Consider the following 15,113-nt stretch of genomic DNA (forward strand, 5'->3'; position numbering starts at 1 on the left):
TGTTTTCATCTGCTTCTATGATTACATACTTTGGGGAGAAGTGGAATGATTAAGAAAATTAAAGATTATGATTTTACGCTAATGATAACACCAGTGCTTTTAACAGCGTTTGGAATTGTCATGATCTATAGTGCAAGCATGGTCTTAGCTGTAGTGGAAGGGCATGAAAGCACTTATTATCTGATGCGGCAGATTCAATGGTTTATTTTGGCAATTGCAGGGTTTGTCCTGACGAGCATCTTTCCGTATAAGTATTACCAGAAAATGATCAAGGTGATCATTGTCATTGTGGTTGTTATGCTGGGATTGGTGCTTGTGTTTGGCACCAGTGTTAATAATGCCAAGTCATGGTTCGATTTTGGGCCAATCAGTCTTCAGCCGGCTGAATTTGCTAAATTGGGTTTAATTATCTACCTTGCTTCTGTTTATTCAAAAAAACAAGCCTATATTAACGAGTTTAATAGAGGTGTATTGCCTCCATTAATATTGACTGCCGTCATCTTGGCCTTAATCGTTCAGCAGCCTGATATCGGGACAGCGGCAATTATCTTTTTGATTGCTTGTTCTGTCATATTCAGTTCCGGTGCGCGTTTTAAACACTTGATTATTCTCATACTGGTTGGGCTCACCCTGGTTGCATTCGCAATCCCCAGTATGGTTACTGATGAACGTATCAGCAGATTTGCAGGGGCTTACCAGCCATTTGAAGATCCGGATGATGATGGCTATCATTTAATCCAATCTTATCTGGCGATTGGAAATGGGGGCTTATCCGGGGAAGGTCTGGGCCAAAGCGTACAGAAACTGGGTTTTCTTCTGGAGCCGCATACGGATTTTATCATGGCTGTTATTGCTGAAGAGCTTGGATTTATCGGCGTGGTTATTGTCGTCGGGATGTTATCGGTCATTGTTTTACGCGGATTGTTTATAGCCAGAAAATGCTCCGATAGTTTTGGGGCATTGCTTGCAATTGGCATATCATCAATGGTCGGAATTCAGGCATTCATTAATTTGGGTGCCATCAGCGGTTTGCTTCCCATAACAGGTGTCCCGCAGTTACCCCTTTGGTCAGTTACGGCGGGTCCTCGCTATTGGTTATGATGATAGCTATGGGGATCATGAATAATATTGCAAAGTCTGTTAAACAGAACGAGCAAGAACCTGAATCAACCGCACAAGATATATCTGAGAACAATACATTTCGCAATCGAGGAGGAAAAACATGGGAGAAAGAAACCAAATCAATAAAATTCTAGTAGCAAATCGCGGAGAAATTGCTATACGTGTTTTTCGTGCATGTACTGAACTTAATATACGCACAGTCGCTGTTTACTCACAGGAAGATATTGGTTCATACCATCGCTACAAAGCTGACGAAGCATATTTAATCGGCGAGGGAAAAAAACCGATCGACGCTTACTTGGATATTGAAGGAATCATCGATCTTGCCAAAAGGGTAGACGTTGATGCGATTCATCCAGGGTATGGTTTTCTGTCGGAAAACATTGAATTCGCCCGTCGCTGTGAAGAAGAGGGAATCATCTTCATTGGCCCGACAAGCGAACATTTAAATATGTTTGGTGACAAAGTGAAAGCAAGAACACAGGCTCTTAATGCTAAATTGCCGGTGATTCCGGGAAGTGACGGTCCTGTTTCATCATTGGACGAGGTTAAAGCGTTCGGCAAACAACATGGGTTCCCGATTATCATAAAAGCATCACTCGGAGGCGGCGGCCGCGGTATGCGGATTGTCCGAAATGAGCAATCGCTTGATGAAGCATTTGACCGGGCTAAATCCGAAGCAAGAGCAGCATTTGGCAGTGACGAAGTGTATGTTGAAAGATTAATCGAAAACCCTAAACATATTGAAGTTCAAATTATAGGTGACACATACGGCAATACCGTTCATTTACATGAGCGTGACTGTTCTGTCCAGCGCCGGCACCAAAAAGTTGTTGAGGCAGCACCGAGTGTTTCACTCCCTGATAAATTAAGGGAAGAAATATGTCAGGCTGCAGTTGATCTGATGGATAATGTCGGTTATGTGAATGCCGGCACGGTTGAATTTTTGGTAACAGATAACGATTATTACTTTATTGAGGTTAACCCCCGTGTTCAGGTGGAACATACCATTACGGAAATGATTACAGGAATCGACATCGTTCAAACACAGATCAAAATTGCTGCAGGTGAAAATATTCATGATGATTCAATAGGCATTCCACAGCAGGACGGGATTACAACATTGGGCTATGCCATCCAGTCACGGGTGACGACCGAAGACCCGCTTAATAACTTCATGCCGGATACTGGAAAAATCATGGCTTACCGGACAGGTGGCGGCTTTGGCGTAAGACTCGATGCAGGTAATGGCTTTCAAGGGGCGGTTATTTCACCGCATTATGATTCCTTGCTCGTTAAAGTCTCAACATGGGCTCTGTCCTTTGAACAGGCTGCACAAAAAATGGTCAGAAACTTGAAAGAATTCCGGATACGCGGGATTAAGACAAACATTCCATTTTTGGCAAATGTGATTTCACACCAACAGTTTCTATCCGGAGCGTACAGGACCACATTTATTGATCAGTCACCGGAATTGTTCGTATTTCCGAAACGGAAAGACCGCGGAACTAAAATGTTGACTTATATCGGCCATACGACCGTTAACGGTTTTGAAGGATTGCCAAATCGGGAAAAGCCATCATTGATGACACCGCCGATACCGGAATTTGACGCGGATTCAAAAATACCTGATGGTACGAAGCAAATTCTTGATGAACACGGACCGGAATATTTGGCAAAATGGCTGAAAGATAATAACAATGTGATGCTCACTGATACAACTTTCCGTGACGCGCATCAGTCACTATTGGCAACACGGATCAGAACAAAAGATCTCGTCAATATCGCTGAACCGACTGCGCGGATGCTGCCGGAGCTATTTTCGGTTGAAATGTGGGGCGGTGCAACATTTGATGTGGCATACCGCTTCCTTAAAGAGAATCCATGGCAGCGCTTGTTGAAAATGCGTGAGAAAATGCCGAATGTTCTGCTGCAAATGCTCCTGCGTGCGAGCAATGCAGTTGGGTATAAAAACTATCCGGATAATTTGATTGACGAATTTGTTGAAAAGAGTGCCACAGCAGGGATTGATGTGTTCCGGGTTTTCGACAGTCTGAATTGGGTTGAGGGTATGAGACCGGCCATTCAATCTGTAAGGAAGAATAATAAAATTGCAGAAGCAGCGATGTGCTATACAGGCAATATTCTGGATGTCGGCCGTTCAAAATATGATCTCACTTACTACAAAAATCTGGCTAAGGATCTGGAACAATCAGGTGCGCATATTCTCGGCATCAAAGACATGGCAGGGCTTCTAAAACCTGAAGCTGCCTATCAGCTTATTTCAACTCTGAAAGAAACAGTAGATGTGCCTGTTCATTTGCATTCACATGATACGAGCGGTAATGGTATTCTCATGTATTCAAGGGCAATTGAAGCAGGCGTGGATGCAGTCGATGTGGCAAATGCACCAATGGCCGGCATGACATCTCAGCCAAGTGCCCAGACATTGTATCATGCACTGGAAGGAACAAGCCGCCAGCCTCAGATAGATATTGATGCCTATGAACAATTGGGTCACTATTGGCAAGAAATCCGCAATCATTATCAGGATTTCGAAAGCGGCCTAAAAGCACCGCATACTGAAATATACTTCCACGAGATGCCGGGCGGCCAATACAGCAATTTGCAGCAGCAGGCCAAAGCGGTTGGACTTGAAGAGCGATGGAACGAAGTGAAAACCATGTTCAGACGGGTTAATGAAATGTTCGGGGATATCGTTAAAGTAACACCTTCGTCAAAAATTGTTGGTGACATGGCATTGTTCATGGTGCAGAATGATTTAAATGAAGACGATATTTATGAACGCGGCGAATCGATCGATTTCCCTGAGTCTGTTATTGAATTCGCACAAGGCTTGATTGGACAGCCATATCAAGGTTTTCCAAAAGAATTGCAGCGGATTATCTTAAAAGGAAAAGAACCGATTGATGTACGTCCGGGTGAATTGCTTGACCCGATTGATTTCACGCAATTGCGCGACTCGCTCTTTAAATCGCTTGATCGGCAGGTAACGGATTTCGACTTGATTTCTTCTGCACTTTATCCGAAAGTATTCATGGATCATCACAAGTTCCAGGAGACGTACGGAGATGTATCGGTACTCGATACCTTAACCTTCTTTTATGGCATGAAATTGGATGAAGAAATCGAAGTGGAAATTGAACAAGGGAAAACACTGCATGTTAAACTGATGTCGATTTCCGAACCGCGGGCGGACGGTACACGTGTTATTTATTTCGAATTAAACGGACAAGCAAGACAGGTCGTTGTGAAAGATGAAAATGTGGAATCGGAAGTTGAAGCACGTCCTAAAGTCAATAAAAATGACGAAAAACAAATCGGAGCAACAATGCCGGGAACAGTCGTCAAAGTCATATCTGATAAAGGGGAAGAAGTTCAGAAGGGTGACCATTTGTTAATAAATGAAGCAATGAAAATGGAAACAACTGTTCAAGCGCCATTTTCGGGTGTCATCAAAGATATCTATGTAAAAGATGGCGATACAATTGCTGTAGATGACTTGCTGATTGAATTTGAATAAAGAAAAAGGGTAACGGTGAAATAACCGTTACCCTTTTTCATACTTGGCACTTCTTGAAGAAAGCAATACGAAATAGGTCAGCATGGCAAAGTAAATCGAGATGATGAGTGCATGCATCAGGGCAATGCCTAGATTAAGCATTGTAACTATTATCATGGCACCGAAGAATACCTGCAGTGTTATGAGTGATGCAGTCGTAATCCAGCCCCAGTACATCATGCGATTATTCCGGTACTGCTTAATCAGCCTAAGCGCCAGGATAATTGTCCAAACAAACAAGACGCCCGCTGCTAATCTGTGCCCCATTTGAATCCATTGTTCAATGCTATAATTTGAGAATGATAATGGTGCGTTATTGCTGCAGAATGGCCAGCCGCCGCAAACCATATTGGCTTCAACGTGCCGCACCAGTGCCCCTGTATAAACAACAGCCAATGTATATAGCGTTATGGCATATATTTCAATCCTGTGTTTCTTTTGAATGATCAGTGATGGTGCATCAAATTTTGTATCAATTTCAAAAATAATCAACATCAACAGAAACACTGTTGCAAAGGAAATGAGCGATATTCCGAAATGGGTGGCCATTACGGCATCGGACTGATTCCATATGACAGCTGCTGCCCCAATCAATCCTTGCAGTATCAGAAAAAATGAAGACATGAACGCCAGAAATTTCACTTCACGCACATGTCCGAAGAAGATCCACGACAAAATTGATAATGCCAGGACCACAACGCCCATTACGCCGGATACAAGACGGTGGCTCAATTCAATGACCAGTTCAGGTGTAATATTTGCCGGCAAAATCTGCCCTTCACAAAGCGGCCAGCTTTCACCGCATCCCAAACCGGAACCGGTTTTTGTAACAAGAGCGCCCCCGATTAAAACAAAAACCATCCCCAATGAAGCAACTACAGAGAGCCACTTTAAAGTTCTTATCATAAAAATTGCCTCACTTTTTGTCTATTAATGCTACTACATATATATCATAATATGCTGAATTAAATGCATCAACTAAAATTCACTCCCTTTTTTAAGTTGTTTAACCTGTTTTCACTATTGAAATGGAAAAAACCCTTGCATTGTTGAGCGTTGTTTGCTAGAAATATTGTAGGGGATATTTGCTGATATTCATGCCGTAAAGCCCGTCCTCATGGGTAACTGTATCAATTGGATGTTATTTTTCAAAGGCTTTTTCAGCCTTTCATTTTATTGTCAGCATCCTTTTCACAAATTCGTCACAATTTACATAATGTGACAAATTTAACATAAACCATGTGGTTAAATAGAATGTATTTGGTATCCATGGTACAATTAGGTTAGTTTGCAGGATACATTTGGGAATTTAAAGGCATGATAAGCAGTATGCCGATTATTTATTATGTGCCTTTTGTTGGGATAAAAAGGGGGGATAATGGAAATGGATAAAGTGGAGACAACATCTTCGCCAATTATTGATAAACAAGCTGTTACAAAGAAAAAGACTGCTACATTCATTGCAGACCTTAAGGCTTTGACGAAAGTGGGGATTGTGAATTCAAATCTGATTACAACATTTGCCGGTTTCTGGCTGGCAGTATACTTTACAAATGCCTCCTTTATAGCTAATTGGGATATTTTTCTCCTTACAATGGCAGGGACTGCTCTGGTTGTTTCGGGTGGATGTATTATGAATAATTGGTATGATGCTGATATTGACCCTGTTATGTCAAGGACGAAAAAACGTCCGACTGTGACTGGCAGTATATCACTCAATCGTGCTCTGGCAATGGGTGTCTTCTCGACTTCACTGGGCCTGGTTCTACTGATGCTGACAACGCTAGAGGCAGCTTTAATTGCTTTTGCAGGATGGTTTACCTACGTTGTTTTGTATACCATGTGGTCCAAGCGAAAGTATACGCTAAACACTGCGATCGGCAGTTTCTCAGGGGCTGTTCCCCCTGTTATCGGATGGGCAGCAGTCGATCCTGGTCTTCACATAACGGCTTTTATATTATTCCTGATTATGTTCATATGGCAAACACCGCATTTTCTTGCGCTTGCCATGAAGAAAACGGAGGAATACAAAGCTGCTTCTATACCCATGCTGCCTGCAGTCCATGGCTTCGAAATAACAAAACGCCAAATTGTAGTGTATATTGCATGTTTACTGCCGCTCCCGTTTTTCATGGCATCACTGGGCACAACATTTATAATCATTGCAACATTGCTGAATGTCGGGTGGCTGGCATTAGGCATGAGTGGTTTTTTCACTAAGAATGATCTGAAATGGGCGAATCGGATATTCATTTATTCATTGAACTATTTAACGATTCTTTTCTTAATGATGGTGCTTGTAACCCTTGAATTGCCCTTCAGTTAAGTTGTTGCACATGATGATAATAAATTTATAAAGACTTATAAAAAGGAAGAGAGGTTAGAATACATGAAAGGTTGGATGGGAAAATTCCGTGCGATTGCTCTATTAGGCCTGATGTCACTTGTGCTATCAGCATGCGGTAAAGAAAACCTGACAGCCCTTGACCCAAAAGGTTATGGGGCAGATCAATCATTATACTTAATCATCTTGAGTACTGTCATCATGCTGTTTGTTCTGGCTATTGTCATGATTGTTTATACAATTGTGTTAATTCGCTATCGTAAAAAGAAAGGTCAGGAAGATTATATTCCAAAGCAAGTTGAAGGCAACAAAACATTGGAAACGGTCTGGACGATTATTCCGATTATTTTGCTTTTGATTATTGCAGTGCCTACTATAACTGCCACATTTGATTTAGCGGATGAATCGGCTGCAAGCGACAGCCTTAATGTTGAAGTGACCGGTAATCAGTATTGGTGGCATTTTAATTATGAGGGACAGGAAATACAAACAAGTCAGGACTTGTATGTTCCCGTCGGCGAAAAAGTATACTTAAACATGATGTCTTCTGATGTTATTCACTCATTCTGGGTACCTTCGATTTCAGGTAAAATGGATGTGAACCCGGAAAACGAGAACACGATGTATATCCAAGCGCAAGAGGAAGGTGTTTATTGGGGTAAATGTGCAGAATTCTGTGGACCTTCCCACTCACTGATGGACTTCAAAGTTATCGCTGTGAGTCAAGAAGAATTTGATCAATGGGTAGAGGATATGCAAAATGTTAATCCTGAGGCTGAGCCTGAAAGTACTGTAGCACAGGAAGGAAAATCATTGTTCCAGGAAAACAACTGCATGTCTTGTCATGCGATTGGTTCTTCTCCGGCACAGATTGGTCCGAACTTGACTAACTTTGGAGATCGATCAACGCTTGCCGGTGTTGAAGATTTGTCAAAAGAGAATCTGGTTGATTGGATTATGGATCCTGAGTCACTTAAACCGGGCAACAAAATGACCGGGAACTATCCTGAAGTGTCAGAAGATGAGGCAGGCAAAATTGCCGAATATCTGATGCAATTGGAACCGTCTGAGATAACGCCTGAAAGTGCAGGCACTGAATAAAAAGGGTGGAAAATTATAAAGGGAGGTTAATATTTTGAGTACAGTAGCTTCTCAAAAAAGAGGTTTCGGCGAAGTTTTGTGGGATTATCTGACAACTGTCGACCATAAAAAAATCGCGCACTTGTATTTATTCGGCGGCGGTTTTTTCTTCCTGCTTGGCGGGCTCGAAGCCATGGCTATTCGTATCCAATTGATACAGCCTGAAAATGACTTTGTCAGCGCAGGCTTTTACAATGAGCTTTTAACAATGCATGGCACAACGATGATATTTCTGGCAGCCATGCCGCTCATATTTGCTTTAATGAACGCGGTTATACCGCTTCAGATAGGTGCCAGAGACGTTGCATTCCCATTCTTAAACTCTCTGGGTCTTTGGCTGTTTATACTAGGCGGCATATTACTGAACTGCAGCTGGTTCCTGGGTGGCGCTCCTGATGCAGGGTGGACTTCTTATACACCGTTATCGGTAACATCACCGGGACATGGTGTAGACTTTTACGTGCTTGGGCTGCAGATAACTGGTGCCGGTACACTGATTGCAGGAATCAACTTTCTTGTAACAATTATTAACATGCGGGCCCCTGGTATGACGTATATGCGCATGCCGCTGTTCACATGGACAACATTTGTGACAAGCACACTGATCCTGTTTGCTTTTCCGGCATTAACGATCGGCTTATTCCTGTTAATGTTTGATCGTATGTTTGGTTCAGCATTTTTTGATGTTGGGCTGGGTGGTAACTCCATTATCTGGCAGCATCTGTTCTGGATCTTTGGACACCCTGAAGTTTATATTCTGATACTTCCTGCATTTGGGATATTCAGTGATATCATTGCAGCTAATTCCAAAAAGCGGTTATTCGGTTACACAGCCATGGTATTTGCAACAATTTTGATTGCATTCTTAGGATTCATGGTTTGGGCACACCATATGTTTACCGTTGGTCTGGGCCCTGTAGCAAACTCAATTTTTGCCATTGCGACGATGGCGATTGCAGTACCAACCGGAATCAAAATATTCAACTGGCTGGCGACTATGTGGGGTGGTCGAATTACAATCAATTCGGCAATGCTATGGGCACTTGGGTTCATCCCTACATTCACTATGGGCGGTATGACAGGTGTAATGGTCGCCTCAGTTGTGGCTGACTATCAGTACCATGATACCTATTTCGTTGTGGCGCATTTCCACTATGTTATTGTTGGAGGCACCATATTTGGTATTTTTGCAGGTCTGCATTACTGGTGGCCGAAGATGTTCGGACGTGTCCTGCATGAAGGCATGGGCAAGCTGACATTCTGGACATTCCTCATCGGTTTCCATTTGACGTTCTTTATCCAGCATTTCCTTGGCTTGATGGGTATGCCACGTCGTTACTGGGTATTCCTTGAAGGACAGGGACTTGATACTGGAAACCTGATCAGTACAATTGGTGCTTTCTTTATGGCATTTGGTGTCATTGTGATGCTGGTCAATGTCGTTTATACAGCAGTTAAAGGCGAAAAAGCTGTGGATGACCCGTGGGATGGCCGTACACTTGAGTGGACGATTGCTTCCCCGCCTCCGCACTATAACTTTAAACAGGCACCGCTTGTCCGTGGACTTGATCCGCTTTGGATTGAGAAAACGGAAGGAAAAGGCAATGTCACACCTGCAGAACCGCTGGATGATATCCATATGCCTAACTCATCATTCTTGCCATTCTTGATGTCTGTTGGCTTGTTTATCGCCGGTTTCGGTTTCATTTATCAGGTTGACTATGGCTGGGCATATATTCTATTGTTTGGCGGAATGGCCATGACATTAGCTTGTATGCTGATCAGATCATTGAAAGATGATCACGGTTATCATATACCAAAAGTCGAACTGGAAAGGGAGGCTGACTGATATGAGTCATGATCATTCCTTGAACCCGGAAACAATGCCAAATGAACCGGAAAAAGCCACCTTGGAAGGCAGAAACAAATTTCTTGGTTTCTGGTTCTTCCTCGGTGGTGAAACGGTGCTTTTTGCAAGTTTGTTTGGTACATTCATTGCACTGAGAAATTCAACCGCAGACGGTCCGACAGCAAATGAACTGTTTGGACTGGAACTTGTATTTATTATGACGATGCTGCTATTAACGAGTTCATTAACAAGTGTTTATGCAATGTATCATATGAAAAACAATGATTTTAAAAAGATGCAGCTATGGCTTGGGATCACAGCCATTCTTGGGTTTGCCTTTTTGGCATGTGAAATTTATGAGTTCACACACTATATCGTTGAGTATGACTTTACATTCAGGTCATCAGCATTCGGTTCTGCTTTCTATACGTTAGTCGGCTTCCATGGTGGTCACGTTACATTTGGTCTGGCTTGGCTGATTGCTATCATGATCCGTAATGCGAAACGTGGTTTGAACTTGTACAATGCACCGAAGTTCTATACATTCAGTTTATACTGGCATTTTATTGACGTTATCTGGGTATTCATTTTCACTGTTGTGTACCTGATGGGAAAGGTGGGGTAATCAATGGCAGAGAACACCAATTCCAATAAAGCTGAAGAATTTCAAAAACAGAAAAATAAAGAAGAGATGCAGAAACAGGTTATTACGTTTGCTTTAATGATTTTGTTTACAATTATTGCTTTTGTAATAGTTGCGACAGGCGTGATGGACAGTATGTTCATTGTTCCTGTACTGATTATCCTGGCACTTATCCAGGTGGGCTTTCAGTTATACTATTTCATGCATATGAAAGATAAAGGTCATGATATGCCGTCTGTTATGATGTATGGCGGTATGTTTGCTGCGATGCTGACACTGGCCGCACTTGGTGTCATCACTTGGTGGTAATAACTTAAAAAAGATCGGGACTTGTTCCCGGTCTTTTTTTGATCTTGTTGAACCTTGGTGAAAGCTGTTTTTTAAACTATTATTGTTTTTTCACAATACCCATAAACTGCGAAGTAACTTTAGGTGTAAGTTGTGCGTCGTCTACCGCTCCGGAAATACACTGCCCGCAGCGGAAATCAATCCTGTCATACGTCGCAGTTTACATCAACTGCGGAAATTAGAAATTTGGTGAAAAACATCATCCAAGTTACAACTTCAGGGTGTGGGGATTTGTTTTTAATTTGTCACATATGATTGTGTGTATTGTGGGGAAATGCGTTATAATATAGAATGAATTATAATTTGTATTCGTATATGGAGTGGGTTTTTTATGTGGCTCGAACTTCAAATATTTGGCTTTCGTGCATTATGGAGCCCCTATTATCTTTTATTTGTTTTAGGGATTGCTCTATTATATTTTGTCATCACTGGTCCGTTGCGTCATAAATTTGGCGGAAAGGGAGAAGCACGACCTTCAGGACTGCAGCAATTCTTTTTCTATGGTGGTCTTGTATTGCTGTATGCTGTCAAAGGCGCGCCCGTCGATTTATTGTCGCATATGATGCTGACGGCACATATGATTCAAATGGCAATTTATTTCATTGTATTTCCAATATTTATTATTAAAGGCATTCCAACCTGGCTATGGATGAAAATCGTCTATCGTCCCGTTGTTAAGCCTGCTCTCAAGTTTTTCTCGATACCACTCATCTCGTTATTATTATTTAATACACTTTTTTCACTTTATCATTTACCGGCGATATTTGATTTTGCAAAATCGTCTCAAGCGGCACATTCTTCCATATCTGTCATTATATTAATTTCCGCTTTTATTGTATGGTGGCCAATATTGTCTCCATTGAAGGAATTTGACCGCATATCGCCTTTGGGTAAAATATTCTATATTTTTGCCAACAGTGTCCTTATAACTCCAGCTTGTGTCTTAATCATTTTTGCAGACACGCCGGTTTATGCAGCTTACACGCAAGATGGCGCCTGGATTCAGGCTCTTGCGCTCTGTGTTCCTACAGGCGTCCTGCAAGGATTGAGTTCAGTTATATCAGGTCCTGAAATGTTTTCACCGATGTCAACATTGGAGGATCAGCAATTAGGCGGTATTATTATGAAAATAATGCAAGAGATTACGTATGGCATTATTTTAGGGCGCGTATTCTTTAAGTGGTTTACAGCAGAAAGCCTGCGTGTTGACCCGCTACCTGCCAATTCGAACGAATAATTAGCTAAGTGATACAGCGGGTTCCTGAAACAAAAGGAGCCTCTGTTTTCGTGCATTCCTCCAGATCATGAAATTATTGATCTCAGTAATTTTAATTGGCTATAGAATAAAGAAAGAGGGATTGTTCATATGCCGTTTCTACCTACAATAAGTACGTTATTTATCATAATAAGTGCTGTCCTGGTCGCTGTCGGGTGGCGCTTCATCATGAAAGGAAAAGCAAAAGCGCACAAAAAAACAATGATTTCTGCAGCGATCAGTGCACTTCTATTTTTCATCATTTATGTATCCAGAACAGTCTTTCTTGGCAATACAAGCTTTGGAGGACCGGAAGAACTGGAAATTTACTATACAATTTTCCTGGTCTTCCACATCACACTGGCTACCACAGGTGCGATATTCGGAGTTGTGACGATTACATTGGCGCTTAAACGGAAAATCAGGATCCATCGAAAAATCGGCCCTGTTACCGCTATTATTTGGTTTTTTAGTGCAATAACAGGCGTGATGGTGTATTTGTTTCTTTACGTCTTTTTCGACAGTGGACAAACGACCAGCATGATAAACGCAATATTTGGCGGATAAGAAAAGTGTGCGGGGATCCCCGCACACTTTAAAATTTTATATTTAGTTTTATTATACCTGCTTCTCTTGCAGAATTAAATGCAATCAAGAGCAATGGGCCAAGAATGAAGCCGAGCAGCCCGAGCAATTTAATACCCAAAAACATTGCAATTAAGGTGGCAAGCGGTGAAAGACCGATATGCTGTCCCATCACTTTTGGTTCAACCGTTCTTCGGATGGCAAGTAATATAATCGCCAGTATCCCCAGCTGTATCCCCAGGACGAAATCGCCTGCGATAAATGCAAAGACAGCCCAAGGGCCGAGGACAGCGATTGATCCGATAATCGGGATGAAATCAACTAACCAAATAATGATTGACATGATAATGGCAACATTCGGTGTGAAAAGCAGCAGTCCTATCAGTGTCACGATAAAGATAATAATACTGACCAGAAACTGTGCTTTGAAGAATCCTAAGATAACTTCTGCAAGCCGCTTGTTCATGAAGGAAACTTTTTGAGCTGTTTCTTCTGTCATGAAATTATAAAGTTTTGATTTTAGGATTGGCAGTTCAAGCATAAATAAAAATAACGCAATTAAATAAACGATGAAACTAACCAAATACTGGGGAATTCCAGCTACAAATTGTGAAATCCTGTCAATGGTGATGGTTTCTTTTAACGTTTCACTCATTGAAGTCAGCTGTGTTTCAATTGTACCGGTCACCTGATTATAAAAATCATCAGGGATGTTTTCCGTATATTGCTGAAAATCGGATTCCCACGTTTTATAAACCGAATTCATTTCCGTGACATAAGTGGGGATTTCCTCAACAAAATCAACCACTTGTGTAACAGCTTTTGTTACAACAAATGTTCCACTGAGGCCTAAAAAAATCATAAACAAAAGAAAAACGATGATGACTGACGTCTTTCTGTTTATGTTTATTTTTTTCTGGGCAAACCGTACGAGCGGGTTAAGGATCCATGCTGTTACGAGTGCAATGATTAATGGTACGGATATCGGCAATATAAAGAAAAAAATAAGCAGCAGAAAAATGGCCAGAAAAATAAGTGTCCATTGGCGCTTAGTAATCGAACCAAACAAGATAAGCAGAAGTCTCCTTTCATTTATACCTCGAGGATTAGCCAAGTATAAATAAATAGTGTAAGCAATTATATGATGAATATAGGGTGATATCGGCACTTATTGCCGGCGTGTAAGTCAGAGCTGATGTTGATATTTTACTGATGAAAAAGCCAACCGCTTTCACATCGGTTAAAGCAGTTGGCTGAGCAAGGAATCGTCATTATTTTTTATACTGGTAAACTTCTTCCTTAACTTTTTGCACCAGGTTCGCTGCTCGATCAACGAGGTTTTCCGGAAAGTTCTCGTCTTCACCGTATTCGACACCATGTGGATAATAATATTTACCGAGAAGTGGTGTCTTTAACTGAATAACGGCATTGCCCCGGTCGACATCACCTTCAACGGCATACCCTTGTATGCGAATATAATATGTAATGTTCTTTTCCTTCGATTCGATTTTATAATCATATGTGACACGTTCATAATCCCATTGTCCGGCCCGAATGAAAGCATGATTGCCCATTAGGCGGTCTAATGGTTTTAAGTCAACAATTGCTTCTTCAATTCCTGTATTTTCCAGATACATGTTATCCACCTCGCAAAAATATCATGACATCCTAATAATAATAAAAATGTTATCAACTTGCAATCGAAAAGGATATGAAATCCGTATGCAAGATATTTCTGTTTCAGGAAAGATTATAAATGATAATACTTTAAAGGAGGCTTGAAATGAAAAGTATCAAAGAAGTTATGAGTGAAGATGTTGCTGTATGCCGAAAGGAAGATACACTGTTTGATGCTGCTTCTAAAATGAAAAAGCAAAATGTTGGTGCTATTCCGGTATGTTCGGAAAATAAAGCGTTATTGGGCATGGTTACTGACCGTGATTTGGTTTTAAGAGGCTATGCTGAGAAAAAATTTGATACTGCAGCAGTAGAGGAAGTGATGAGTGACAAGCTCTACTACGTTTCATCGGATGCATCACTGCAGGAAGCCAGTGATATGATGGCTCGTGAGCAGATACGCCGTCTGCCGATTGTAGAAAATGAAAAGCTTGCCGGTATTGTTTCACTTGGGGACTTATCACTGGACGATAAATCGAATGTAGCAGCCGGCAAGGCGCTTGAAGACATTTCAGAAAGACCGGAGATACATTAATATAGTATAATAAAAGCAACCGATTTTATATT

12 protein-coding genes and 1 pseudogene are annotated in these 15,113 nt (G+C 41.5%); 10 read left to right on the forward strand and 3 right to left on the reverse strand.

The genetic code is table 11. The features are described 5' to 3' along the window. Positions 1-45: 45 nt before the first annotated feature. Both ftsW and pyc read left to right on the forward strand, forming a co-directional pair. Positions 46-1,256, forward strand: a pseudogene (gene ftsW / locus AOX59_RS01295) (putative lipid II flippase FtsW). Further along, on the forward strand, positions 1,223-4,666 hold the full coding sequence (gene pyc / locus AOX59_RS01300) for a pyruvate carboxylase (protein ID WP_068440725.1): 3,444 nt from the start codon (positions 1,223-1,225) through the stop codon (positions 4,664-4,666). Before ftsW ends, pyc begins: the two are co-directional and overlap by 34 nt. Before the next feature lie 27 nt (positions 4,667-4,693). Here the strand turns inward: pyc and AOX59_RS01305 are convergent, their stop codons facing one another. Beyond that, the gene (locus AOX59_RS01305; protein WP_068440728.1) at positions 4,694-5,611 is read right to left on the reverse strand and encodes a COX15/CtaA family protein; all 918 of its coding nucleotides are present in this window, start codon (positions 5,609-5,611) and stop codon (positions 4,694-4,696) included. A 478-nt stretch (positions 5,612-6,089) separates the two neighbouring features. Here AOX59_RS01305 and cyoE point away from each other — a divergent pair, with 478 nt between their 5' ends. The 7 genes from cyoE to AOX59_RS01340 all read left to right on the forward strand — a co-directional run bounded on the left by cyoE (position 6,090) and on the right by AOX59_RS01340 (position 12,851). Further along, positions 6,090-7,031, forward strand: coding sequence for a heme o synthase (cyoE, locus tag AOX59_RS01310; protein ID WP_068448067.1), 942 nt, complete (start codon positions 6,090-6,092; stop codon positions 7,029-7,031). 63 nt (positions 7,032-7,094) lie between these two features. Beyond that, positions 7,095-8,150 (forward strand): cytochrome c oxidase subunit II, encoded by a 1,056-nt coding sequence (coxB, locus tag AOX59_RS01315; RefSeq protein ID WP_068440731.1) that lies wholly within the window; start codon positions 7,095-7,097, stop codon positions 8,148-8,150. 34 nt (positions 8,151-8,184) lie between these two features. Continuing rightward, positions 8,185-10,038, forward strand: a complete 1,854-nt coding sequence (gene ctaD, locus AOX59_RS01320) for a cytochrome c oxidase subunit I (RefSeq protein WP_068440734.1) — start codon at positions 8,185-8,187, stop codon at positions 10,036-10,038. A 1-nt stretch (position 10,039) separates the two neighbouring features. Further along, positions 10,040-10,663 (forward strand): cytochrome (ubi)quinol oxidase subunit III, encoded by a 624-nt coding sequence (locus tag AOX59_RS01325; protein ID WP_068440737.1) that lies wholly within the window; start codon positions 10,040-10,042, stop codon positions 10,661-10,663. A 3-nt stretch (positions 10,664-10,666) separates the two neighbouring features. After that, a complete protein-coding gene (ctaF, locus tag AOX59_RS01330) occupies positions 10,667-10,990 on the forward strand; it encodes a cytochrome c oxidase subunit IVB (protein ID WP_068440739.1) in 324 nt (107 codons plus the stop codon). Positions 10,991-11,360: 370 nt separating this feature from the next. Then, positions 11,361-12,266, forward strand: a complete 906-nt coding sequence (gene ctaG / locus AOX59_RS01335) for a cytochrome c oxidase assembly factor CtaG (RefSeq protein WP_068440742.1) — start codon at positions 11,361-11,363, stop codon at positions 12,264-12,266. A gap of 129 nt (positions 12,267-12,395) precedes the next feature. Beyond that, complete coding sequence (locus AOX59_RS01340) at positions 12,396-12,851, forward strand: DUF420 domain-containing protein (RefSeq protein WP_068440745.1); 456 nt, start codon at positions 12,396-12,398, stop codon at positions 12,849-12,851. A gap of 28 nt (positions 12,852-12,879) precedes the next feature. Here AOX59_RS01340 and ytvI read toward each other — a convergent pair whose 3' ends face one another. Together ytvI and AOX59_RS01350 are read right to left on the reverse strand one after the other, a co-directional pair. Next, a complete protein-coding gene (gene ytvI, locus AOX59_RS01345) occupies positions 12,880-13,938 on the reverse strand; it encodes a sporulation integral membrane protein YtvI (RefSeq protein WP_068440750.1) in 1,059 nt (352 codons plus the stop codon). Positions 13,939-14,140: 202 nt separating this feature from the next. After that, on the reverse strand, positions 14,141-14,506 hold the full coding sequence (locus AOX59_RS01350) for a YugN family protein (protein WP_068440753.1): 366 nt from the start codon (positions 14,504-14,506) through the stop codon (positions 14,141-14,143). A gap of 146 nt (positions 14,507-14,652) precedes the next feature. Between AOX59_RS01350 and AOX59_RS01355 the strand changes: the two genes are divergently transcribed. Continuing rightward, positions 14,653-15,081, forward strand: coding sequence for a CBS domain-containing protein (locus tag AOX59_RS01355; protein ID WP_068440757.1), 429 nt, complete (start codon positions 14,653-14,655; stop codon positions 15,079-15,081). The last annotated feature ends 32 nt before the right edge of the window (positions 15,082-15,113 follow it).

Source organism: Lentibacillus amyloliquefaciens (assembly GCF_001307805.1).
Taxonomy (GTDB): domain Bacteria; phylum Bacillota; class Bacilli; order Bacillales; family Amphibacillaceae; genus Lentibacillus; species Lentibacillus amyloliquefaciens.

Coding starts and splice junctions, on each gene's coding strand:
- pyc (WP_068440725.1), top strand. CDS start 1,223: ATGGGAGAAAGAAACCAAATCAATAAAATTCTAGTAGCAAATCGCGGA.
- AOX59_RS01340 (WP_068440745.1), top strand. CDS start 12,396: ATGCCGTTTCTACCTACAATAAGTACGTTATTTATCATAATAAGTGCT.
- cyoE (WP_068448067.1), top strand. CDS start 6,090: ATGGATAAAGTGGAGACAACATCTTCGCCAATTATTGATAAACAAGCT.
- coxB (WP_068440731.1), top strand. CDS start 7,095: ATGAAAGGTTGGATGGGAAAATTCCGTGCGATTGCTCTATTAGGCCTG.
- ctaF (WP_068440739.1), top strand. CDS start 10,667: ATGGCAGAGAACACCAATTCCAATAAAGCTGAAGAATTTCAAAAACAG.
- AOX59_RS01350 (WP_068440753.1), bottom strand. CDS start 14,506: ATGTATCTGGAAAATACAGGAATTGAAGAAGCAATTGTTGACTTAAAA.
- AOX59_RS01325 (WP_068440737.1), top strand. CDS start 10,040: ATGAGTCATGATCATTCCTTGAACCCGGAAACAATGCCAAATGAACCG.
- AOX59_RS01305 (WP_068440728.1), bottom strand. CDS start 5,611: ATGATAAGAACTTTAAAGTGGCTCTCTGTAGTTGCTTCATTGGGGATG.
- AOX59_RS01355 (WP_068440757.1), top strand. CDS start 14,653: ATGAAAAGTATCAAAGAAGTTATGAGTGAAGATGTTGCTGTATGCCGA.
- ctaG (WP_068440742.1), top strand. CDS start 11,361: ATGTGGCTCGAACTTCAAATATTTGGCTTTCGTGCATTATGGAGCCCC.